Annotated in this window: 22 protein-coding genes; 10 read left to right on the forward strand and 12 right to left on the reverse strand. The window is 60.1% G+C overall.

Going from position 1 to position 21108, the window contains the following annotated elements; all coding sequences use genetic code 11:
• Positions 1–2: 2 nt before the first annotated feature.
• A complete protein-coding gene (locus tag GGD46_RS01465) occupies positions 3–743 on the reverse strand; it encodes a phosphoadenylyl-sulfate reductase (protein ID WP_184701098.1) in 741 nt (246 codons plus the stop codon).
• Positions 744–1233: 490 nt separating this feature from the next.
• On the opposite strand from GGD46_RS01465, the gene GGD46_RS01470 reads away from it, so the two are divergent.
• Positions 1234–1680 (forward strand): Rrf2 family transcriptional regulator, encoded by a 447-nt coding sequence (locus GGD46_RS01470; RefSeq protein WP_184701100.1) that lies wholly within the window; start codon positions 1234–1236, stop codon positions 1678–1680.
• A gap of 124 nt (positions 1681–1804) precedes the next feature.
• Here GGD46_RS01470 and GGD46_RS01475 read toward each other — a convergent pair whose 3' ends face one another.
• The 5 genes from GGD46_RS01475 to betI all read right to left on the reverse strand — a co-directional run bounded on the left by GGD46_RS01475 (position 1805) and on the right by betI (position 7856).
• On the reverse strand, positions 1805–3166 hold the full coding sequence (locus GGD46_RS01475) for a chloride channel protein (RefSeq protein WP_184701102.1): 1362 nt from the start codon (positions 3164–3166) through the stop codon (positions 1805–1807).
• A 178-nt stretch (positions 3167–3344) separates the two neighbouring features.
• Entirely contained in the window at positions 3345–4997 is a 1653-nt protein-coding gene (gene betA / locus GGD46_RS01480) for a choline dehydrogenase (RefSeq protein WP_184701104.1), read from the reverse strand.
• Between the two features lie 162 nt (positions 4998–5159).
• Complete coding sequence (betB, locus tag GGD46_RS01485) at positions 5160–6623, reverse strand: betaine-aldehyde dehydrogenase (protein WP_184701106.1); 1464 nt, start codon at positions 6621–6623, stop codon at positions 5160–5162.
• On the reverse strand, positions 6623–7264 hold the full coding sequence (locus tag GGD46_RS01490; RefSeq protein ID WP_184701108.1) for a glutathione S-transferase family protein: 642 nt from the start codon (positions 7262–7264) through the stop codon (positions 6623–6625). Before GGD46_RS01490 ends, betB begins: the two co-directional genes overlap by 1 nt.
• Before the next feature lie 4 nt (positions 7265–7268).
• Positions 7269–7856, reverse strand: a complete 588-nt coding sequence (gene betI / locus GGD46_RS01495; RefSeq protein ID WP_184701110.1) for a transcriptional regulator BetI — start codon at positions 7854–7856, stop codon at positions 7269–7271.
• Positions 7857–8010: 154 nt separating this feature from the next.
• On the opposite strand from betI, the gene GGD46_RS01500 reads away from it, so the two are divergent.
• From GGD46_RS01500 to GGD46_RS01515, 4 genes are all read left to right on the forward strand, one after another.
• Positions 8011–8559, forward strand: coding sequence for an HdeD family acid-resistance protein (locus GGD46_RS01500; protein WP_184701112.1), 549 nt, complete (start codon positions 8011–8013; stop codon positions 8557–8559).
• 225 nt (positions 8560–8784) lie between these two features.
• On the forward strand, positions 8785–9030 hold the full coding sequence (locus GGD46_RS01505; RefSeq protein WP_184701114.1) for a type II toxin-antitoxin system ParD family antitoxin: 246 nt from the start codon (positions 8785–8787) through the stop codon (positions 9028–9030).
• 208 nt (positions 9031–9238) lie between these two features.
• Positions 9239–11044, forward strand: a complete 1806-nt coding sequence (locus GGD46_RS01510) for a GGDEF domain-containing protein (protein WP_184701116.1) — start codon at positions 9239–9241, stop codon at positions 11042–11044.
• 79 nt (positions 11045–11123) lie between these two features.
• Positions 11124–12122 carry an NAD(P)H-quinone oxidoreductase gene (locus tag GGD46_RS01515; protein ID WP_184701117.1) on the forward strand — a complete coding sequence of 333 codons (999 nt, stop codon included), beginning with the start codon at positions 11124–11126 and terminating at the stop codon, positions 12120–12122.
• On the opposite strand, the gene GGD46_RS01520 is transcribed toward GGD46_RS01515, so the two are convergent.
• A complete protein-coding gene (locus GGD46_RS01520) occupies positions 12103–13527 on the reverse strand; it encodes an MFS transporter (protein WP_184701119.1) in 1425 nt (474 codons plus the stop codon). The two genes, GGD46_RS01515 and GGD46_RS01520, sit on opposite strands and share 20 nt — an antisense overlap.
• Before the next feature lie 203 nt (positions 13528–13730).
• Between GGD46_RS01520 and GGD46_RS01525 the strand changes: the two genes are divergently transcribed.
• Positions 13731–14357, forward strand: a complete 627-nt coding sequence (locus tag GGD46_RS01525) for a helix-turn-helix transcriptional regulator (protein WP_184701121.1) — start codon at positions 13731–13733, stop codon at positions 14355–14357.
• A 100-nt stretch (positions 14358–14457) separates the two neighbouring features.
• Positions 14458–15465 carry an asparaginase gene (locus GGD46_RS01530; protein WP_184701123.1) on the forward strand — a complete coding sequence of 336 codons (1008 nt, stop codon included), beginning with the start codon at positions 14458–14460 and terminating at the stop codon, positions 15463–15465.
• Positions 15466–15589: 124 nt separating this feature from the next.
• On the opposite strand, the gene GGD46_RS01535 is transcribed toward GGD46_RS01530, so the two are convergent.
• Entirely contained in the window at positions 15590–16066 is a 477-nt protein-coding gene (locus tag GGD46_RS01535) for a DUF2127 domain-containing protein (protein ID WP_184701125.1), read from the reverse strand.
• A 163-nt stretch (positions 16067–16229) separates the two neighbouring features.
• Positions 16230–16985, reverse strand: coding sequence for a DeoR/GlpR family DNA-binding transcription regulator (locus GGD46_RS01540; RefSeq protein WP_184701127.1), 756 nt, complete (start codon positions 16983–16985; stop codon positions 16230–16232).
• Between the two features lie 124 nt (positions 16986–17109).
• Between GGD46_RS01540 and GGD46_RS01545 the strand changes: the two genes are divergently transcribed.
• Positions 17110–17466 (forward strand): DUF4406 domain-containing protein, encoded by a 357-nt coding sequence (locus GGD46_RS01545; protein ID WP_184701129.1) that lies wholly within the window; start codon positions 17110–17112, stop codon positions 17464–17466.
• Positions 17467–17617: 151 nt separating this feature from the next.
• Positions 17618–18238, forward strand: coding sequence for a glutathione S-transferase family protein (locus tag GGD46_RS01550; protein ID WP_184701132.1), 621 nt, complete (start codon positions 17618–17620; stop codon positions 18236–18238).
• Positions 18239–18243: 5 nt separating this feature from the next.
• Here GGD46_RS01550 and GGD46_RS01555 read toward each other — a convergent pair whose 3' ends face one another.
• Together GGD46_RS01555 and GGD46_RS01560 are read right to left on the reverse strand one after the other, a co-directional pair.
• Positions 18244–18600 carry an MmcQ/YjbR family DNA-binding protein gene (locus GGD46_RS01555; RefSeq protein WP_184701134.1) on the reverse strand — a complete coding sequence of 119 codons (357 nt, stop codon included), beginning with the start codon at positions 18598–18600 and terminating at the stop codon, positions 18244–18246.
• A 431-nt stretch (positions 18601–19031) separates the two neighbouring features.
• Complete coding sequence (locus GGD46_RS01560; protein WP_184701136.1) at positions 19032–19217, reverse strand: hypothetical protein; 186 nt, start codon at positions 19215–19217, stop codon at positions 19032–19034.
• A 150-nt stretch (positions 19218–19367) separates the two neighbouring features.
• Here GGD46_RS01560 and GGD46_RS01565 point away from each other — a divergent pair, with 150 nt between their 5' ends.
• Complete coding sequence (locus GGD46_RS01565; protein ID WP_184701138.1) at positions 19368–20264, forward strand: LysR substrate-binding domain-containing protein; 897 nt, start codon at positions 19368–19370, stop codon at positions 20262–20264.
• Positions 20265–20334: 70 nt separating this feature from the next.
• Here the strand turns inward: GGD46_RS01565 and GGD46_RS01570 are convergent, their stop codons facing one another.
• Entirely contained in the window at positions 20335–20994 is a 660-nt protein-coding gene (locus GGD46_RS01570) for a glutathione S-transferase family protein (RefSeq protein ID WP_184701140.1), read from the reverse strand.
• Positions 20995–21108 lie beyond the last annotated feature (114 nt).

Below are 21108 nucleotides of genomic sequence, written 5' to 3' on the forward strand. Positions count from 1 at the left end.
CTTTATTGCGCTGTTGCGGCAGCGCCCTCTTCGTGAACATGCAGGCCGCATTCGCGCTTCTCGTCGTTTTCCCACCACCAGCGGCCGGCTCGTTCGGGCTCGCCCGGCTTGATGGCGCGCGTGCAAGGTTCGCAGCCGATGGAAGGGTAGCCGCGTGCGTGCAACGGGTTAACGGGAACGCTGTTCTCTGCGACATAGGCGCGGATGGCATCGATGTCCCAATCGGCCAGCGGGTTTACCTTGATCAGGTTGCGCTCGGGATCAAATTCGGCAAACGGCGTATCGGCGCGATTGGCGGACTGGCCGCGACGCAGACCGGTGATCCAGATGCTGGCGCCCGAAAGTGCACGCGCAAGCGGCTTCAGCTTGCGCGCGCCACAACAGGCATGCCTGGCTTCGACGCTTTCGTAGAAACCGTTCAGACCGAATTTTGCGGCATAGGCGTCGATATCGGCCTGCTCCGGCTCGTAACGGACAATGTTGATATCGTATTGGCTTTCCGTTTCGTCGATCAAGGCAAGCGTTTCTGGAAAGAGGCGGCCGGTCTGCAGGGTCGCAACTTCAATCGGCAGACGATGGTTACCAATCTCGGCTGTAATCACCTGATCTTCTATCCCGAGCGAGGTTGTGAACACGGCGCGGCCACCGAGGCTGGCGACGAGGGACAGACGGCCGGCGAGATCGAGCGATGCGAGCTGGCTGTTGAGTGTCGCTGCATCTTCAATTGAAGTGATGGCAGTCATGGGGGATCCTGTCCTGATGTTGCCCGGAGTATCGCAGCTAGTCCGGGCAACGGACAGAAAAATAGATTTCGAAAGGATACGGCTGGAGAGCAAATATCTCCATGAAGAAGCGCCGATAAAGAAAAGCGACCGCCTCGGCTGTTGACCAAGGCGCTTTTCCGCCGGAAGCGGCTCTTCGGGTGCACTTGCTATGGCTCACCATGTTTAAGTGCTTGCTTTAATGTCTATAGAAATAGTAGAGTTACACATAGCTTGTCAAATGGAAATCGGAAGTGATGCCCGAAATGATGCGTGGCGGCGCATTTTAAGTTAAACTAAGGGCATAGCGACGAAGAATGACAACAAGTCTGGGTTGCTAATGTTTCCTGGCATTGCGCCAGGGGTGTGGGTGCTTCGAAATTGCCCCCGGGACGAGGGCTGAGGAGTTCTGGAGCGGACCGGCTGAATCCATCGGCCGAACGTATCGCATGTGTGTGTGAAGCGGTTCGAAATGATTACTCAAAAAGCGAAATATGCGTTGCGGGCGCTATCTGCCCTGGCTCAGTCAGGGGCAGGCGAGCCCATGATGATTTCCGACATTGCCGCCCAGCAGAAGATCCCGAAGAAGTTTCTGGAGCAGATCCTTCTTGACCTGAAGCATCAGGGTATCGTGATTAGTCGGCGTGGCAAGCAGGGCGGTTATCTCCTGCGCAAGCCGGCCGAAGAGATCACCTTCGGGGAGATCCTTCGCATTATCGACGGGCCGATCGCGCCACTGCCCTGTCTGTCGCTCACCGCCTATCGTCGTTGCGATGATTGTGACGGCGAGCAGACCTGCGAAATCCGCCATGTCTTTGCCCGGGTCGCGGATGCGACCCGCAAGGTTCTCTTCTCGACCACGATCGCCGATGCCGTCGCGCAGGCTGACGGCGCCGAGGTTACGAGGCTGATGGCCTGAGAGACGTGCCGAGCAACGGCATTGGACGCTTGTCCATGCGCAGTTGCGCGAAGCCAACCGGACCCTGGAGCATTTCCGGGAAAGGTGCGCAGCGGTTTCCGTCCGGGATGCGTCGGTAGACGCTCTAGCTGGCGGCGTGTTCCCCGCCAGCCTCCTTGTCCATTGCGCGTCGAGCCCGGATTGCTGCCGCTATGAAGACGCGCGACAAGCCGTGATAAAGCGGTTCGCGAGACAGTAGCCTCGACGTGACGTAGCCGATCATCGACACCGCCATGATCGGGATGACGGCCTGATGGTCGCCGGTCATTTCTAGAATGATGACGAAGGCCGTCATCGGCGCCTGCACCACGCCGGCGAAATAGCCGGCCATGCCAAGGATCGCGGCAAGCGCCACGCTGCCGCCGATCAGTGTGCCCACCGTGCTGCCGAAGCCGGCGCCGACGGCAAGCGACGGCGCGAAAATGCCGCCGGGAATGCCTGAGATCATCGACAGAAAGCTGGCGAGAAGCTTTTCAACAAAGAAGAGCGGCGGCAGGGCGTGGCCCTCGACCGCGCCGCGCGCCTGCTCGTATCCGGTACCGAAGGTCTGGCCGCCGGAAAAGACGCCGACCGCTGCGACGAAGAGGCCGCAAAGGCCGGCGAGGATCAGCATGCGTTTGAGCGGCTGCGGCTGCGCCCAGCGGCGGATACGGATGCCGGCATAGAGTGCCAGTCCGCTGAAAGTGGCACCGAGCGCGCCGCCGCCTATGCCGCAGATCAGCATGACGATCCAGTCGCGAAGCATCGTCGGTGCAGCATCGGCCGTGCCGAAATAGTTGTAGCTGCCGGAAAGGCCGAGAGCAGCTAGACCGGACAGGATGACGGCGGTCAGGACCAGACCATTGGCGCGGGATTCATAGGTGCGGCTCATCTCCTCGATGGCAAAGACGATACCGGCAAGCGGCGTGTTGAAGGCAGCCGCGATACCGGCGGCGGAGCCGGCAAGGATCAGCCCCTTCGCCTGCGCCATGCCGCCGAAGCGGGCAACGGCCAGCATGAAGGATGCGCCGACCTGTACCGTCGGCCCTTCGCGGCCTATCGAGGCGCCGCTCAAGAGCCCCAATATGGTCAGCACGATCTTGCCGAAAGCGAGCCGCAGGGACAGCAGTTTCGTGCGATCTTCGTCATGGTGCAGATGCCGCGCGGCGATCGCCTGCGGAATGCCGCTCCCTTGAGAGTTCGGAAACAGCGTCGCCGCGAGATAGGCCGAGAGCACGAAACCGAGGGGCGTCAGCGCCAATGGCAGCAGCCACATCCACTCGCCCGATTGGGTTACGCCTGCAAAGGTTCGCTGTGCGAGATCCGCAAGCTTGGCAAAGCCGACACTGATAACGCCGATCGCCAAAGCGCCCGTCCAGAACACCAGACGCGGTCGCCAGAGATTGAAAGATCCCCAGATGACGCGGGAACGGCGAAGCAGCTTGGACTTGCGGTAGATCGGGGGCATGGGACGTGTGACCGGCGGATTGATGGACGGGTCTTTGCGGACTCTGTTCGGGCAATCTGCTTAAAAACGACGTCTTAAGATAGTCACACTGTCTTACAGAGCTTCACTTTGCTGGCCGTCTCTCTGCGCCGACTGTGCTGCTACGTCAACCGGCTGCAGGTGATGAGCTGTACCGATCTCACCGATCGCTCGTTTCCCAGCGCGGATTGACCCAGGGCTCCTGGTTCGAGCGCGCCAGTCTCGGCTTGCCGAGAATATGGTCGGCCGCCTTTTCGCCGGTCATGATCGAGGGGCCGTTCAGGTTGCCGTAGGTGACATGTGGGAAGATCGAGCTGTCGGCAACGCGCAGGCCGTCGACGCCGATGACGCAGGTATCGGGATCGACCACCGCCATCGGATCGTCTTTTGAGCCCATCCTGCAGGTGCCGCAGGGATGATAGGCGCTTTCCAGATGTTCGCGCAGGAACGCATCGATCTGGTCGTCTGTCTGGACGTTTGCTCCCGGCTGGATCTCAGCGCCACGATAATCGTCGAAGGCCTTTTGCCCGAAGATTTCGCGGGTGAGGCGCACGCAGTGGCGAAACTTCTCCCAGTCCTCCGGGTGACTCATATAGTTGAAGCGGATCACCGGGTCGGCCTTCGGATCGGAGGAGCGCAGCGTGACGTTCCCACGCGATTTCGACAGATTGTAGCCGACATGCACCTGGAAGCCGTGGCTCTTGGCCGCCGCCTTGCCGTCGTAGCTGATGGCAACAGGCAGGAAGTGATACTGGATATCGGGCTGCTTGACGCCCGGCGCCGAGCGCAGGAAGGCACAGGCTTCGAACTGGTTTGAGGTGCCGAGCCCCTTCTTGAAGAACAGCCATTGCGCGCCGGCGATGCCCTGCATGTACCAGGGCAGCCAGGAATAGAGCGATACCGGCTTCAGGCTCGTCTGCTGGAAATAGAATTCCATATGGTCCTGCAGGTTAGCGCCGACGCCCGGCCGGTCGACCTTTACCTCAATCCCCATGTCGCGCAGATGCTGACCCGGTCCGATACCTGACAGCATCAGCAGTTTCGGCGAGTTGAACGAGGAGGCGGAGACGATCACCTCGCGGTTCGCCCTGATCACCTCGATCTTGCCGTCACGCTCGACTTCGACGCCCGTTGCACGGCCGTTTTCGATGACGATCTTGCGGGCAAAGCAGCGGATGAGCTGCACGTTCGGCCGCTTGAGCGCGGGCTTGAGATAGGCTGTCGCCGCGGACCAGCGCCGGCCCATCCAAGTCGTCTGCTCCATCAGGCCGAAGCCTTCCTGCTTGCTGCCGTTATAATCCTCCGTCGCCTCGAAGCCCGCCTGCTTGCCCGCCTCTATGAAGGCGTGGAAGAGCGGGTTGCGAGCATCGCCCCGGCGCACATGCAGCGGGCCCTTGGTGCCGCGCCACCCCTCTTCGCCGCCATGCGAGTGCTCCATCCGCTTGAAGTAGGGCAGCACGTCGGCGTAAGCCCAGCCTTGAGCGCCGAGCTCTTCCCAGCGATTGAAGTCTTCTGCATGGCCACGCACATAAACCATGCCGTTAATCGAGGAAGACCCGCCGATCACCTTGCCGCGCGGCGCGGTGATGCGGCGATTGTTGAGCTGCGGCTCCGGCTCGGAGAGATAGCCCCAATTGTAGCGGTCCATACTCATCGGCCAGGCAAGTGCCGCCGGCATCTGGATAAACGGGCCGAAATCGCTGCCGCCGAACTCCAGAACAATAACCGAGTGCTTGCCGTCCTCCGACAGGCGCGCAGCCATGGCGGAGCCGGCCGAACCCGAGCCGACGATGACGAAATCTGCTTGCTGCATATTTATCTCCCTGTGGCCGCCCCGATCCTTCGAGGCCCGCCTTTGGCGACACCTCAGGATGAGGCGGATCATCGTCCGTGCTTGCTGTTGGCAGCTCTCGACCTCACCCTGATGTGTCGCCATAGGCGGCCTCGAAGGGCGAGGTTGAGCCCCGAGGTTGCATCAATAAGGTGCTTGCACCGGCCCCATGCCGACATAGACGGTCTTCAGTTCCGAATAGTGCTCCAGTGCGGCCAGCGAATTCTCGCGGCCGAAGCCGGATTGCTTGGAGCCGCCGAAGGGGATTTCGACCGGGCAGAGATTGTAGGTATTGATCCACAGCGTGCCGGCCTCGAGCTGATCGACCACGCGATGGGCGCGGGTGAGATCGGCGGTGAAGACTCCGCCGGAAAGGCCGAATTCGGTCGCATTGGCGCGGGCGATGACCTCGGCCTCGTCATCGAAATCGAGAACGCACATGACCGGCCCGAAGATCTCTTCGCGGGCGATCGTCATGTCGTCGGTGACATCCGCAAACACGGTCGGCTGGATATAATAGCCCTCGCCGGAGACATTGTTCGGAATGCCGCCGCCGGCGACCAGCGTCGCGCCTTCGGCCTTGCCCTTTTCGATATAGGTGAGCACCTTTTCGCGCTGCGCCCAGGACACCATCGGGCCGATCTGGGTTGCCTCGTCCATCGGGTCGCCGATGAGCATAGCGTCGGTGCGGGCTTTCAGGCGCTTCAGGAATTCGGACTTGATCTTACGGTTGACGAAAACGCGCGTGCCGTTCGAGCAGACCTGGCCCGTCGAATAGAAATTGCCGAGCATGGCACCACCTATGGCGCTGTCGATATCGGCATCATCGAACACGATCAGCGGCGACTTGCCGCCGAGTTCCATGGTGACGTGCTTGAGGTTGCCGGCGGCCGAAGCCGCGACCTTGCGGCCCGTCGGCACCGAGCCGGTGAGCGAAACCTTGGCAACGTCAGGATGGTTGATGAGCAGCGGCCCGGTTTCGCGGTCGCCCTGGATGACGTTGTAAAGTCCCTTCGGCAGGCCGGCTTCGATAAGGATCTCGGCGATTTTCAGCGCGCCGAGCGGCGTGTTTTCCGAAGGCTTGAACACCATGGCGTTGCCGGCGACGAGGGCAGGCGCGCCCTTCCAGCAGGCAATCTGCTGCGGATAGTTCCATGCGCCAATGCCGACGCAGACTCCGAGCGGCACGCGCTTTGTATAGGCGAAATCGCCGCCGAGCGGGATATAGGAGCCGTTGAGGCCGGCTGCCGCGACGCCGCCGAAGAATTCGAAGCTGTCGGCGCCGGAGGTCGGGTCGGCGACGATGGTTTCCTGGATTGGCTTGCCGGTATCCAGCGTCTCCAGTTCGGAAAGCTCGCGGTTACGCTCGCGCATGATGTCGGCGGCCCGCTTCAGGATGCGGCCGCGCGCCGTCGGGCTCATGGCTGCCCATTCCGGCTGTGCCCGCTTGGCGCTAGCGATTGCCTTTTCGACGATGGCAGGCGTTGCCGCATGCAGGCGGGCAATCACTTCGCCGGTCGCGGGATAGATGCTTTCGATAAGTGTGCCGTCGGTGTCCTCGACATATTCTCCGTCGATGAAATGCGAGGCTTTCGGTTGTGCGCGCATTATAGAACCCTCAACTCTTCGTAGGACACCATGACATGCTCTTGGAAAGCAGGTCGCTCGGTCAGGTTTTGGTAGTAGCGCTCAAGCCGCGGATGGGCAGGGCGCTGGATGTCGATGTCGAAATAGCGATAGAGAATATGCCCGAACTGTATGTCTGCGAGTGTCATGCTATCGCCCGCGAGGAAGCGATGCCGTCCGAGCTGCGACTCGGCGATGTCAAGCTTCGCCCCTAGCGCGGTAACGGCCGCGTTGATCGCCTTTTCGTCCCTGAGCGCAGGAGCTGTGCGCACCGCGCGCCAGAACACTGGGCCGGTAAAGTTCATGGCAATGTTGATCTTGGCCCATTCGGCCCATTTGTCGATCTGGGCGCGATGGCGCACGTCCTTGGACCAGAACGTATCGTCGCCATATTGTGTGGCGAGATAGCGCAGGATTGCGCCTGTTTCCCAGAGCGGCTCATCGTCGCCGTCGCGCAGTATCGGAACGGTGCCGTTCGGGTTCATCGCGAGGAACTCGGGCGTGTCGGTGACACCATACTTGAAGCCCGCATCGATGCGCTCATAGGCAAGGCCGAGCTCGCCGATGCACCACATGAGCGCCTGCACGTTGGATGACGATTTGCGGCCCCAGACGGTCAGCATCGCGTCAGCCTTTCAACGCATTGAGGTTGGTCGTCAGATAGTCTTCCGTCAGGGCGATGGACGCCTCAGTGCTGATCGGCGCGGAGCGCAGGCTCTGTCGGATATAGAGCCCGTCGATCATGGCGGCCGCACCTTCGGCGATCCGCGCGGCATCGCCTGCCAGGCACAATGCCTTGAGATTGGCGACCAGATTGGAGTGCAGGCGACGCGCGTAGATGACGAGAAAGCGCCGCGTCTCTTCGGAGCGCTGCGCCTCGGCATAGAAGGCGAGCCAGGCAGCGATCGTCTCCGGCGCAAACTGATCGGCCTGAAAGCTGACGCGGATGACGGCCGAAAGCTTGTCGCGCGGTGATTTCGCCTCCCGGAGCGCAGTCACCACACTGTCGCGCAGCCGCTGCAGATGGACGCGGACGGTCTCGATCAGCAGCTGTTCCTTGCTGCCGAAATAGTGATGCGCAAGGGCAGGGGAAACACCGGCCTGCTTGGCGATTTCGGACATGGTGACGGTCAGCGAGCCATGATCGCCGATCACGCGCATCGCAGCATCCACCAGCGCCTTGCGGCGCACTGGTTCCATTCCGACTTTCGGCATGTGTCAATCTCCAGAGCTGAGCGTGACTTTATTTTTGATTGACTGATCAATCAATAAAAAAATCCATTACGCTGGCGGGTTTCGCCGAAAAATGCACCGGCTCTTTCCGAGTTGTATTTCTGTGTCATACTTCCACCCAGGAGGAGGTGCGATCATGGTCGATGTTCTTGATGGAGTTCCCTCATCTGCAATGCGCGGCAAATGGGGCTGGTTTGTTGGCCTCGGCATATTGTTGTTGGTCTGCGGCGGCATTGCGCTCGGCAATCTGTTCATCGCCACCGTGGCGTCGGTCTACTATGTCGGCGTGCTGATGCTGATCGGCGGCATCGTGCATCTAGCGCAGGCCTTTCAGGTGAGGGGGTGGGAGCATATCCTCTTTTGGGTGCTGAGCGGTCTGCTCTATACGCTTGCCGGCATTCTGGCGTTTACCAACCCGCTCCTCGCCTCCGCGGCGCTGACCCTGTTCCTCGCTGTCGCTTTGATCATCGCCGGCACGTTTCGCGTCTGGGTCGGACGCAAGGTGAAGCCGGAGCGCGGCTGGATCTGGATCGTCATCGGTGGCGTCGCGACCGCCATTGCCGGCATCGCCATCATGCTCGGCTGGCCGGTCAACAGCTTATGGATTCTCGGACTCTTCCTGGCGTTCGATCTGATTTTCCAGGGATGGACGCTCGTCGCTTTCGGGCTCGTCCTTCGGCGGTAAGGGCGTTCCCAAAAGGGATAACGAACTGCTACTTTTTGACAAGGAGCGTGAGCGGCGCTACTCTTTGCGCCGCTGCGTCTAGGGCGGAGCGGCGTCGAATTGATGTAGCGACGGTGCCATCATCTGGAGCGGGCAAGTCTGAGGGACTTGTCGGGAGGTACCGTTGAAGGTCGCGGAATAGGTCTCCAGCGAATTTCCGCTTGATAACGTCAAGGGAGGAATATCATGCCGATGGTAACGGTTTCCATCTCTCCGCTTCAGGCTGCCGGCATTCGTGCTGCAGTCGACACCGGCACCTATGCCTCAAGCAGTGAAGTCGTGCGCGAAGCGCTTCGCATGTGGGATGCTGCGCGCAAGCGAAGCGATGTCTGCGATGTGCCGATCGCCGCCAATGATGAGGCGAACAGGGGCGGGCGCTGTGTTGCCGACATGTTCGCCGATTATGAGGCGGAAACGCACACGCATAACTGAGTTGCAACTCTTGTCCGAGCGTCAAGATGTATGCCGGTGAGCCCGAATTTACGGCCGGATGAATGGTTAATATTGCTTTACCATTCACGAAACTTTCACATACGGGAAAGGTTTCGTTGACGCTTTATGGCGCATCTTAGGTTGAAAACGCGGTAGATCCAAAGTTTTACTCAAATAATTTGATCAAAAAATCCGTATGGAGATGGGCATGTCCCTGACTGCCGCAGTCGAGCCCGGAGTATTGCGCCGGTATGCCAGCGACCAGATCGTAACTCTCGCTAAGCTCGTGATCGAAAACGCATTTCAGCCAATCGTGGAAGCCGGTACCGGCGCTGTATTCGGCTATGAATCGCTGATGCGCGGCCAGGAACGCATCGGTTTCGACAGTCCGATCGACATACTCGACGAAGCCGAGCGTACCGGCCAGCTTCTCGGTTTGGAACAGATGGTGACGAGCCGGGCGCTGGCGAAATTTGCCACACTTCCGAATGTCGGCGCCGCAACCCTGTTCCTCAATCTGGATGTCCGCCTGATCTCGCAGGGCATCGCACTGGTCGACAGTTTGCTGCAGCACATGAAAAAGGCCGGAGTTGCGCCTTCGTCCGTCTGCTTCGAGCTCTCCGAGCGCTTCGACAATACCATGGTGCCCGAATTTTCAGCGCTGGTGTCCAAGCTGCGCAATGCGGGTTTCAAGCTGGCGATCGACGATTTCGGCGTCGGCCATGGTGAAATGAAGCTACTGTCTGATTATCCGGTCGACTATCTCAAGATCGACCGGCATTTCATCGTCGATATCGACCGCAGCGCCCGCAAGCGGCATATTCTGAGAAATCTCGTCAATATCGCCCACGTCCTCGGAACGCGCGTCATCGCCGAAGGCATCGAGACCGAAGCGGAATTCCTGACCTGCCGGGAATTCGGCGTTGATCTGGTCCAGGGCTGGTTCATCGCTCGCCCGACGGTGCTGGTCAACGAGCTGAAACAGAGCTTTCCGCATCTGCAGGATCTCGGCAAGACGGCGCGCAACAGCCAATCGCTGGACGAAATCCTCATCCGCAAGCAGATCGAGGTGCTGCCGACCATCCGCGAAAGCGACAGTATCGATAGCGTCTTCGAGCTCTTCCGCCGCAATCCGCGCCGCGCCTATTTCCCCGTCGTGAATGCGAATGACGAGCCGCGGGGCATCATCCACGAGTACCAGCTGAAGGAATATATCTATCAGCCCTTTGGCCGCGACCTTCTGAAGAACAAGGTCTATGAGCGCTCAATCTCGCATTTCGTCGAGATGGCGCCGATCGTCGGCCTCGATTCCGACGCCGATACGCTGATGGCAATCTTCGCCAATATGGAAAGTAGCGATTGCCTGATCGTCACCGAAGGCACGCATTATGCCGGCATCGTCTCGGCCGCGTCGCTGATCAAGGTCATCAACGAGAAGCAACTGAAGATCGCCCAGGATCAGAACCCGCTGACCGGCCTGCCGGGCAACAGGGCGATCCACGATTTCATGCAGAGCATCGGCCGCGACGGAGATGAGGTCAGGCACTTCTGCTATTGCGATTTCGACAATTTCAAGCCGTTCAACGATGCCTATGGCTTCCATCTCGGCGATCATGCCATTTCCTTGTTTGCGGCGCTCATGCGCCGCTATTTCTTTGCCGAGCGCAATTTCCTCGGCCATGTCGGCGGCGACGATTTCTTCATCGGCGTCAGCGGCTGGAGCATGGCAGAGCTTCGCGAAGTTCTGGATCGGCTGCTTGCCGATTTTCATGCGGATGTGCTCAATCTCTATTCGGCCGAGGACCGCGCGGCCGGTCGTATCCACGGCCACGACCGCAGCGGCGCCGAAGCCGAGTTCCCGCTCATGCGCTGCTCGATCGGTATGCTGCAATTGCCCGAGGGACTGGTGATCGACAATATCAACCGCGTCAGTACCTCCATCGCCGGCATCAAGGCCAAGGCGAAGGAGAGCAGCGTCGGCGTCGCTTTCCTCGCTCTCGCCGAGACGAATTGACGCCCTCGTACGGTCCCTCCTTTTCAAGCGTCGCCGGCTCAACTATCTCCAGTGCTCCATCGGGATAGGAGATTGTGCGATGCCCTTGCCGTCTGAAATGCGTTTCGTGGATTTGCCGACCTTCGGCGGTCCTGAGGTTATGACCATAGGCCGCAAACCTCTGCCCACTCTGAACCCGGGCGAAATCCTCGTTCGCGTCGAGGCAGCCGGCGTGAACAGGCCGGATGTCGCGCAGCGGCAGGGCACCTATCCGCCGCCGAAGGATGCAAGCCCGATACTGGGGCTGGAAGTCGCCGGAGAAGTCGTCGATGTCGCGCCCGGCGTCACCGAGTTTGCGATCGGCAACAAGGTGTGCGGCCTCGCAAACGGCGGCGGCTATGCCGAATATTGCGCGCTGCCCGCCGGTCAGGCGCTGCGTTTCCCCAATGGCTATGACGCGGTGCGCGCGGCAGCGCTTCCTGAAACCTTCTTCACCGTGTGGGCCAATCTCTTCCAGATGGCCGGCCTCACCGAAGGCGAAAGCGTCCTGATCCACGGCGGTTCCAGCGGCATCGGCACGACGGCGATCCAGCTTGCGCGTGCTTTTGGCGCAACGGTCTATACGACGGCAGGCTCGAAGGAAAAATGCGAGGCCTGCGAGACGCTCGGTGCGAAGCGGGCGATCAACTACAAGCAAGAGGATTTTGCTGAGGTCATCAAGGCCGAGACGGGCCAAGGCGTCGACATCATTCTCGATATGATCGGCGCCGCCTATCTGGAGAAGAACCTCGCGTCGCTCGCCCGCGACGGATGCCTCTCGATCATCGCTTTCCTTGGTGGTGCAGTTGCGGACAAGATCAATCTGGCACCGATCATGGTGAAGCGCTTGACGGTCACCGGCTCCACCATGCGCCCGCGCACGGCGGAGGAGAAGCGCGCAATTCGCGACGACCTGCTTTCTCAGGTTTGGCCGCTGCTGGACGAGGGCACGGTCGCCCCCGTCATTTACAAGGAATTCTCCTTCGACGATGTGATCGCGGCGCACCGCTTGCTGGAAACCAGCGATCACATCGGCAAGATCATGCTGAAGCTGGCTTGATCGTAAAGGAAAGGACGATCGCGACCAGACCGGGTACGGCCATCAACGCATAGAGCCAATGTGCAGCGGATAGGCCACCGGCGATGCCGCCCGGATGGGTCAGTCCTGCGCTATTGACGATAACGCCGGTCAGGGCCGCGCCGAAGGCGCCCCCAAGCGACTGTGTCATCGAGATCGCCGCTGAGGCCTTGTCCTGCTCTGCCTTCTTGGCCGTGCCGATGATCCTGGTGACGAGATGTGCCCAACCGAGACCGACGCCAAAGCCCATCAGGAACATGGCGATCACGGCCGGCGCAAATGCCGCGACTTCCGAGAAGGGCGTCGCGGTTGCGAGGAAGGGGATCAATGATGCCGTGGCAGCCGTTTCGAGAATGCAGCCGGCTATGATGGCGATGGCCGCCGGCCTGCCAGTGAATGAGTTGCTGAAGAAGGCGGCGATGGTCCAGCCGAGCGCTACCAGCGCCACGAGGTAGCCGGAAACCAGCGGCGTTACGCCATGGAGCGTCTGCAGGAAGTAGGGGATATAGATGTCGCTCGTCAGCACGAGCATCATCGTGAATATCGTAAGGTAGAGCCGCGCGATCGGATTGCTGAGCATGACGGCGCCATAGGGAAGAAGGCGTATCTCGCTTTTACGCTCGATCAGCACCATGGCTGCAACGAGCGCGATCGAAACCGCGATCAGCACCGCCTTCAAGGATCCGTGTTCGATCGTGCCGGCAACGCTGACGAACAGGACTGCGGCGAGTAGAAGTATGATCTGGACGAGCGGTGTTCTGGTGTCCGTCCGGTCGTCTGCGACATCGGGCAGCAGCCGGCGGGCCGAAAACGCCATGAGGACGGCCAGCGGCACGAGGACGATGAAAGCTTCCCGCCACGCGCCGCCGGTGGCGAAGAGGCCGCCGAGCGTCGGCCCGAGCACGGTCGCCACACCCCATATGGCGGCGTATAGCGTCGATGCTCTGCGCCACAGCGGTTCCGGATAGATGAAGCGAATGAAGGCATAGGCAAGGCCCGACAGCATGCCCGAGCCATAGCCCTGAACGGCGCGGCCGACGAGCAGTACCGGCATGGTCGGTGCGATGGCGCAGAGCAGGCTGCCGATACCGAAGGTGAGAGCTGCCGCAATATAGACGGCGCGCAGGCCGACGCCCTTCGGCCGGGTCGCGACCGTGATCGAGCCGAGCACGCCTGCCGCGACGAAAAGCGTCGTCATCCAGGAGAACAGTTCAAGGCCGCCGATGTCGCGGACGATAGAAGGGGCGATGGTGGCGGTGATGTAGGATTCGACGGCATAGAGCGTGACGCCACCGCCAAGCATCAACGTTGCGGGCAGAAGCCTTGGCGAGAACAGGGTGAAGATGGTGGCCGACTTGAGGGGAGTAGAGTGTTCGATGTTGGACATCGGATGAGCCTCGGTATTTCCTGAATGCAATCCCGGCAAACATGCTCAGCGATGCTGTGTCCGGAACTGCGTGAAGCAAAGAGACGGAGCATTTCCGTGACGCCGTGTAAAAAACGGAAAAGCTCTGGCGGTTGGTTATTTTCCAAGTTATGATTTGGAAAATTACACAGCAACCGAATTAAAACAAGAGACAACTTGGAAAAATGCGCCAATCACCTGCCAACAGAATTCTGATCCTGTTGAAAACCGATGGACCGCAACTCGCTGCAGCTGTCGGCGATGCGCTGGGCATATCGTCCGAGGCGGCGCGCCAGCAGCTGACGAAGATGGCGGAGGAGGGGCTGGTCGAGCCCGTGGCGGAGGCGGCAGCGGGCAGAGGGCGACCGCGGCAGCTCTGGCACCTGACGGCCGCCGGCAATCGGCAGTTTCCCGATGGGCACGCGGATCTCACAGCGACCCTGCTTGCGACCATGGTCAGCCAGTTGGGGCAGGGTGCCGTCGATACCGTCATCTCTGCCCGTGAAACCGAGACGCTGCGGCGCTATCGCAGCGAAATCGACCTCACCGCCGACTTGGCGTCACGCGTCGCAAGCCTTGCCGCCATCCGCACCCAGGAGGGCTATATGGCCGATTACTGGCAACGCGAAGATGGCTCGCTCATGCTGGTGGAGAATCATTGCCCGATATGTGCCGCTGCCTGCGCCTGCGCCGGCTTCTGCCGGTCCGAGCTTGAAACCTTCCGCATCGTGCTCGATGCGCACGTCGAGCGGGAGGAGCATATTCTGCTAGGCGCGCGGCGATGCGCATACCGGATCAGCCCGACCGCCTGAGCGATCCGCTTTTTCATGCGGATGGACAGATCCTAGATTGGCAATCCGGGGCGCAGCGGCTATCAGTGGCCATCCCGCAAATCAAAGGCTGCATCCCATCATGTCGAATCCCGTCTGCGTCGAAGTCACCCGTGGCAATCTGGTCGAGAGCCGCCATCGCGGTTCCATCGTTGCGGTCGATGGCGACGGCAAAGTGGTCTTCTCGGTTGGCGATATCGACAGGGGCGTGTTTCCGCGCTCCGCCTGCAAGGCGATGCAGGCCCTGCCATTGGTCGAAAGCGGCGCCGCAGACGCCTATGGCTTCGGCAACAAGGAACTGGCGCTCGCCTGCTCCTCCCATAATGGCGAGGACGAGCATGTTGCGCTTGCCGCTTCCATGCTGGCGCGCGCCGGCCGCGATGTCGACACGCTGGAATGTGGCGCGCATTGGTCTTCCGATCAGAAGACCCTCATCCACCAGGCGCGCACGCTCGACAAGCCGACTGCGCTGCATAACAATTGCTCTGGCAAGCATGCCGGCTTCGTCTGCGCCTGCTGCCATCAGGATATCGACCCCAAGGGCTATGTCGGCTACGAGCACCCGCTGCAGCAACAGATCCGCGACACCATGCAGAGCCTGACCGGCGCCGTTCTCGGCCATGACAATTGCGGCACGGATGGCTGCTCGATCCCAACTTATGCCGTGCCGCTCAAGGGGCTGGCGCATGGCTTTGCCAAGATGGCAACCGGCGTCGGCCTTGAGCCGCTGCGCGCCAAGGCGTCGCGCCGGCTGTTCGAGGCTTGCATGGCCGAACCCTTCTACGTCGCGGGCACCGACCGCGCCTGCACCAAGCTGATGCAGGTCGCTCCAGGCCGCATCTTCGCCAAGACCGGCGCCGAAGGCGTGTTCTGCGCCTCGATTCCGGAGCAGGGTATCGCCGTCGCTCTGAAATGCGACGATGGCACCGGCCGTGCTACGGAAGTCATGGTTGCCGCAACGCTTGCACGCTTCTTCGAGAAGGACGGTGCCGTTCATGCCGGCCTGATGGCGATCGCCAACAAGTCCTTCAAGAACTGGAACGGCATCCACGTCGGCGATATCAGGCCGGCTTCGGCCCTGACGGCGTAACTCTACTCATTGCTACGGCCTCTGACCTACAGCATCGGCCCGAAAATCTGAACGATTTTCGAAGAGCCTGACGCGTAGATTCAAAGAGATAGAGCGCCATGCTTCCGAAAGGAAGCACGGCGCTCTATCGTGCCGGCACATGTTGCCGGACGATTTTGTATTCGTGCCAAATGAGAACCATGACGAACAGGTCGAACACGGTGAGGACTATGAGCCCGATGCCGTGCGTGTCCGTAAAGCGGTACAGCTGGTAGGCGATGAAAAAACCGAGCGCCACCAGCGATGCCGGATAGGCCCACATCTTGCCTCTCAGCAGGCCGATGACGAGCAGCACCTTCACTACACCATGGCTCAAGAGATACCAGGCGTAGAAATTCTTGGTGCTGACGGAGAAATCCTGCGCCCAGGCATGTAGGTGGCTCGCCACGAAATCCTTGGGGTCGTTGAGTCGTTCGGGCTGCACGAGCCAATTCACCAGGCGCAGGATGGATTCCGTGCTGACGAGCGCCAGGATCAGGCCGCTGATGCATTCGATCAGGGCATGGGCGCCTTTCAGCAGGATGCTGATTTCGAAGATCTGGTGAATGCGGCGTTCGTTCATGTGCGACCGTAACCTGCAAGGTTTGAGCTGGACCTGATCGGTAATCGCTGCTGGGCAGGCCATCTCAGCCTGAGATAGGATCAATCTTCGACTGGATCATGTTCATTGCCATCTAAATCCCAATGCCGCCGCTTGTTCCAGTCCTTCGACGACAATGCCGGCTTCAGGCAGGCAGAATCGGCACCTCGGCGTTGCGATAGGGTGTCAGGCTCTCCTCGGAAATATCTGCCGGCACGATCAGGCCGGAGACCGCCGTCACCGGTAGAATCTGGCACGGCGACGCCGCGTCGAGCTTGTCTGCTGTCGCCAAGACATAGGTTTCCGCCGCGTATTGAGCGATATGCCGCTTGATGGCGGCTTCCTCGAAATCGCCGGTGGAGACGCCTCGCACCGGATGAACGGCGGTAACGCCAAGAAAGAAAATGTCGGATCGTATCGAGGCGATCGCCGCCATGGCCGCAGCGCCTGTTGCCACCATCGAGTGCTTGTAGAGTTTGCCGCCGATCAGAATCACGTCGATAGCCGAATGATGCTCCAGCTCGCTGGCGATGGTCGGGCTGTGGGTGACGATGGTGACGGCCAGATCCTTGGGTAAGTGGCGGACGATCTCGGCATTGGTGGTGCCGCCGTCAAGAAACACAGTCTGGCCCGGTTCGATCATGCGCGCGGCAAACGCGCCAAGTCGCCGCTTCTCCTCCGATGACACCGCTTGACGCGCCGAAAAATCCGGCAGGTCGGGGGAAAGCGGCAATGCGCCACCATGCACGCGTTTCAAGAGCTTTTCCGTCGCCATCTCCCGCAGATCCCTGCGGATCGTGTCTTCCGACAGGCTGAGATCGTCGGCCAGTGCCTTGGCGACCACCTGGCCGTCACGGCGCAATCTGTCGAGGATGAGGGCTTTGCGTTGGCTGGTGAGCATGTCGATCTCTGCACGTTATTTCACGAAACATCGCGATTCTATCAAAATAGATTCGACATTCAAGAAAATATGCGCATATTCGTGCAAATTCCTGCAGGAAGCAGGAGGAAAATGGAGAAATGACATGTTGATCTTGATCGCCGGGCCCTATCGTTCCGGCACCGGGGACGATCCGAAGAAGATGGCCGAGAACCTCAAGCGTCTGGAGGAGCCATCCTACGCCCTGTTCAAGGCCGGACATCTGCCAATGATCGGCGAATGGGTCGCTCTGCCAGTCTGGCATGCTGCCGGCGGCAAGAGCATCGGCGACGATCTTTATGAAGAGATCTTCCACCCGACGGCCGGCCGTCTGCTGCAGCTTTGCGAAGGAGTTTTGAGGTTGCCGGGCGATTCCAAGGGGGCGGATAATGATGTCCGCATAGCCCGCGAACGCGGCATTCCCGTCTGGTACAAGCTGGAAGACGTTCCCGGCTGCGCCTGACACGCTCGCCCATCCTCATAGTCTAGCCCCATGAGGATGGGCATGCATTCCCGATCGATCAAAACCTTTTGTAGAAGGTATCAGCATCGGCCACTTCCGTATTGCCCGGCTTGCCTTTAGCTTCCCCGGGAATCCAATCGAGGAACGGAACATGCTGACATTCTATTTTGCGCCCGGAAGCTGTGCTCTTGCCAGCCTCATCGCCCTGGAAGAATCCGGTCTCGCCTATGAGCCCCGGCGCCTCAACCTCGCCAATGGCGATCAGCGCCAGCCGGAGTATCTGGCTGTCAACCCCAAGGGGCGTGTGCCGGCGCTGGTTACGGACAAGGGCTTGATTACGGAAAACGTTGCGATTCTGGCTTACCTCGCCCAGATCGTGCCCGCCGCAAAGCTGGCGCCGCTCGACGATCCCTTCGCGTTCGCCCAGATGCAGGCCTTCAACAGCTATCTGTCGTCGACTGTCCACGTCAACCATTCGCACAAGGGGCGTGGTTATCGCTGGACGGACGATGCCGCAGCCATCGAGGCGATGAAAGCCAAAGTGCCGCAAACCATGACGGAGAGCTTCGCGCTTATCGAGGACGGCATGCTCCAGGGGCCTTGGGTGATGGGCGATCAATATACGGTTGCAGACGGCTATCTCTTCACCATCGCAAAGTGGCTGCCGGGAGACGGCGTCGATCGCGACCAGTTCGCAAAGGTGAGCGCTCACTATGCGCGCATGCTTGAGCGCCCTGCTGTCAAGAAGGCGCTTGCCGTCGAAGCCGGCTGAGGGCCTCAGCCGAATCTGGCCAGAAGTTTTTTCGGGGCGCGGTATCGCCACGCCTCGATCAAGCGCAGTTCCAGTTCCTCATCTTCGATCGTATCGATGCGCAGAGGCAGAGCAGGCCAGCCGACATAATGATCCGTCTGGAAATAGATCTCCGGCGTCATTTCGATCAGCTGCTCCTTGCGGTCGATCGGCAAGGCTAGGACGATGGTCTCGTTGTTCTTGACGGTCGCGAAAGCTTTGCCGCCGACTTTGAAAGCCGGCAGGCCGTAATGTGTACCGGGTTCGACCTCCGGCAATCTAGCGTTGGAGACAAGACGCTGTAGCCGCTCATAAATCGTTCCTAGATCGGTATGTTCGACCATTGCTGCGCTCGGATCGGTTGTGTTTGCAAGAGGAAGAATATATTTCCTCACCCAGTAAGCAATCCCAAAGGGACGGCGTCCCATGCCACTTAGCCAAAGAGCGCGCTCGGAATTTGCCGCGATTATCGTCGTTGTGACGTTTGTTGCGATCGTCTTAGGCCGTACCCAATATCATAAAAATTGGAGCGCCGCTTTCGAAACAATTGGCGCGGGAGACACAGAGGAGGTTGTTCTTAACAAGCTTGGATCTCCGACTGCGCGCGAAATGCCAGATCGCCTCTATCCCGGTTATGCCTTGGAGAGCTGTATTGCTCCCTGTGCTGAGAGATTGTGGTACGAAAATCTTATCCCAGGCATAGAGGCTTGGTCCGTGTCTCTCACGAGCGAAAGGCGCGTTTTGGAAACCTATCATTGGGTATCGCCGTGAGAAATCAGGCAACTCCCCTTGAAGGCTTCTGCTGCATCTCCACCTCTCGACCCAGATTTTCCGGCATCAACGGCAAGTCGGCCAACTCCTCCAGCGACATTGCAGCGAGCGTGGGGTGCTGCAGCGGGTCGTTCTTCCGCTCGCGGTCTTCATCCTGCAAGTCATTGAAGAAAAACTTCAATATGGACATGGCATGTCTCCTGAAATTCTCCGCATAGATGCAACCATGGGGTCATCAGCCGGTCGGGCGGCGGCGGGTTTCAATTCCATGCTGCAATAATCGCGCTGTTCTGCGCTTTAATCAATTGAGAATGATGAGATGCTGATATAGATATTCTATATGCGAAATCTCAACAGCGTACATTTGAATGGTCTTCGAGCCGTGGAGGCGGTGGGGCGGCTGGGGTCCTTGCAGGCTGCCGCAGATGAACTTGGCGTAACGATCGGCGCGGTCAGCCAGCAGGTTATCAAGGCTGAGGGGCAATTGGGCCGACCGTTGTTTGAGCGCACGCCGAAGGGCATGCTGATGACCGAAGCCGGTGGCGCAGTACTGGCCCGGCTGGAGGAGGGCTTCAAGGCTCTGTCGGCAGCGGTGGCCGTCGCGCAGCATAAGGATGAGAATATCCTCACCATTTCCGTTGCCCCGGTTTTTGCCGCCCGCTGGCTGGTGTACCGCCTCGATCGCTTTGCCAATCGTCACCCCGATATCCGCCTGCGCATCGACGCCACGACGAAGCTGATCAATCCGGCGACGTCGGATGTCGATATCGGCATTCGGGTTGGCAACGGGCGGTGGCCGGATGTCGAATCCGAACTGTTGCTGGCGCAGGAAGTGTTTCCCGTCGTCACACCACGGGTGGCCGCCACGCTCCACGAGCCTGCCGATCTTCTGAAGGTGCCGGCCGTCATCGACGGCCACGCGATGTTCGGCTGGGAAGTCTGGTTGAAACAAGCAGGCCTGTCAGGCCATGGCATGGAAGAGCGGCACATCTTCAACGACGCGTCGCTGTGCCTGGATGCGGCCATGGCCGGGCAGGGCGTGATGCTCGCCTGGCAGACGCTGGCCGCCTACGCCCTGGAGCAGAAATGCCTTGTCGACCCCTTCGGCATCCGCGCCAAGACCGGCTTCGGCCACTATTTTGTTGCGGCCGAAGGTGTGCGGGAACCGAAGAAGGTCACCGCTTTCAAGGCCTGGATCCGCGAAGAAATGGAAGAGAGCATGCGTCTCTTCCGATAGAGCATGATGCCGAAAAACCTAGGTGATGTCAGGCCGACATCATGCTCCACGTCTTGGATTCCAGACGGATTCAGACCGGCTCTTGGCCGCGGGTTGCCTGCATGGCTTTGTAGGCGGCGCGTGACTGGCAGCGTTCGATCCAGGCCTTCACCGCAGGATGGGCGTCGAAGAGTTCCTGTTCCGTCTGAGCGTAGCGCAGCACTTCCGCAAGATTGAGGTCAGCGACGGTGAAGCGGCCACCGACAAGATATTGCTGATTTGACAGATGTTTTTCCAAGACGGCGAGCGGCCGCTTCAGCGAGCGGCAGGCAACGGCGATCCCGGCCTTGCCCGGTTCGCTATTCTCCTGTGCATTGTCATAGATGCGCACGATCGCGACGCTGTGCGGCTCGACTTCGTTTGCGGCCCACATGGTCCACATCGTCATCAACCCCTCTTCGTCGATCGCCGCGCCCGCGAGCGGGCCGCCATATTTGCGGGCGAGGTACAGATTGATGGCAAGCGATTCATGCATCATCAGATCGCCGTCCTTGATGCAGGGGATCATGCCCATCGGATTGACGGCCAGAAACTCCGGCGACAGCGTGTTGATCGGTGCATCGGCGGCGAGCGGATTGGCAAGCCGGCTGCCCTGGATGACCGGTACGGATTTGAACTCGATACCGAGCTCCCTAGCCATCCAGTAATTGCGCGAGGCGCGCGAGCGATAGACGCCGTAGATCGTCAGCATATGAGGTCTCCCAGATTCGAGTCGGCGCGACATTATTGGGCGGGTCGTGGGAGTAAAAGGCCCTGGCGCTGATATCGGCAATGAAAGCTCGTGATGAATGACAGTGCGCTTGCT

It is taken from the genome of Martinezella lusitana (genome assembly GCF_014207095.1).
In the GTDB taxonomy this organism is placed as follows: domain Bacteria; phylum Pseudomonadota; class Alphaproteobacteria; order Rhizobiales; family Rhizobiaceae; genus Rhizobium; species Rhizobium lusitanum_B.

Excerpts from the sequence above, each read along its gene's own strand:
- GGD46_RS01465 (WP_184701098.1), bottom strand. The coding sequence starts at position 743 with ATGACTGCCATCACTTCAATTGAAGATGCAGCGACACTCAACAGCCAG.
- GGD46_RS01470 (WP_184701100.1), top strand. The coding sequence starts at position 1,234 with ATGATTACTCAAAAAGCGAAATATGCGTTGCGGGCGCTATCTGCCCTG.
- GGD46_RS01475 (WP_184701102.1), bottom strand. The coding sequence starts at position 3,166 with ATGCCCCCGATCTACCGCAAGTCCAAGCTGCTTCGCCGTTCCCGCGTC.
- betA (WP_184701104.1), bottom strand. The coding sequence starts at position 4,997 with ATGCAGCAAGCAGATTTCGTCATCGTCGGCTCGGGTTCGGCCGGCTCC.
- betB (WP_184701106.1), bottom strand. The coding sequence starts at position 6,623 with ATGCGCGCACAACCGAAAGCCTCGCATTTCATCGACGGAGAATATGTC.
- GGD46_RS01490 (WP_184701108.1), bottom strand. The coding sequence starts at position 7,264 with ATGCTGACCGTCTGGGGCCGCAAATCGTCATCCAACGTGCAGGCGCTC.
- betI (WP_184701110.1), bottom strand. The coding sequence starts at position 7,856 with ATGCCGAAAGTCGGAATGGAACCAGTGCGCCGCAAGGCGCTGGTGGAT.
- GGD46_RS01500 (WP_184701112.1), top strand. The coding sequence starts at position 8,011 with ATGGTCGATGTTCTTGATGGAGTTCCCTCATCTGCAATGCGCGGCAAA.
- GGD46_RS01505 (WP_184701114.1), top strand. The coding sequence starts at position 8,785 with ATGCCGATGGTAACGGTTTCCATCTCTCCGCTTCAGGCTGCCGGCATT.
- GGD46_RS01510 (WP_184701116.1), top strand. The coding sequence starts at position 9,239 with ATGTCCCTGACTGCCGCAGTCGAGCCCGGAGTATTGCGCCGGTATGCC.
- GGD46_RS01515 (WP_184701117.1), top strand. The coding sequence starts at position 11,124 with ATGCCCTTGCCGTCTGAAATGCGTTTCGTGGATTTGCCGACCTTCGGC.
- GGD46_RS01520 (WP_184701119.1), bottom strand. The coding sequence starts at position 13,527 with ATGTCCAACATCGAACACTCTACTCCCCTCAAGTCGGCCACCATCTTC.
- GGD46_RS01525 (WP_184701121.1), top strand. The coding sequence starts at position 13,731 with ATGCGCCAATCACCTGCCAACAGAATTCTGATCCTGTTGAAAACCGAT.
- GGD46_RS01530 (WP_184701123.1), top strand. The coding sequence starts at position 14,458 with ATGTCGAATCCCGTCTGCGTCGAAGTCACCCGTGGCAATCTGGTCGAG.
- GGD46_RS01535 (WP_184701125.1), bottom strand. The coding sequence starts at position 16,066 with ATGAACGAACGCCGCATTCACCAGATCTTCGAAATCAGCATCCTGCTG.
- GGD46_RS01540 (WP_184701127.1), bottom strand. The coding sequence starts at position 16,985 with ATGCTCACCAGCCAACGCAAAGCCCTCATCCTCGACAGATTGCGCCGT.
- GGD46_RS01545 (WP_184701129.1), top strand. The coding sequence starts at position 17,110 with ATGTTGATCTTGATCGCCGGGCCCTATCGTTCCGGCACCGGGGACGAT.
- GGD46_RS01550 (WP_184701132.1), top strand. The coding sequence starts at position 17,618 with ATGCTGACATTCTATTTTGCGCCCGGAAGCTGTGCTCTTGCCAGCCTC.
- GGD46_RS01555 (WP_184701134.1), bottom strand. The coding sequence starts at position 18,600 with ATGGTCGAACATACCGATCTAGGAACGATTTATGAGCGGCTACAGCGT.
- GGD46_RS01560 (WP_184701136.1), bottom strand. The coding sequence starts at position 19,217 with ATGTCCATATTGAAGTTTTTCTTCAATGACTTGCAGGATGAAGACCGC.
- GGD46_RS01565 (WP_184701138.1), top strand. The coding sequence starts at position 19,368 with ATGCGAAATCTCAACAGCGTACATTTGAATGGTCTTCGAGCCGTGGAG.
- GGD46_RS01570 (WP_184701140.1), bottom strand. The coding sequence starts at position 20,994 with ATGCTGACGATCTACGGCGTCTATCGCTCGCGCGCCTCGCGCAATTAC.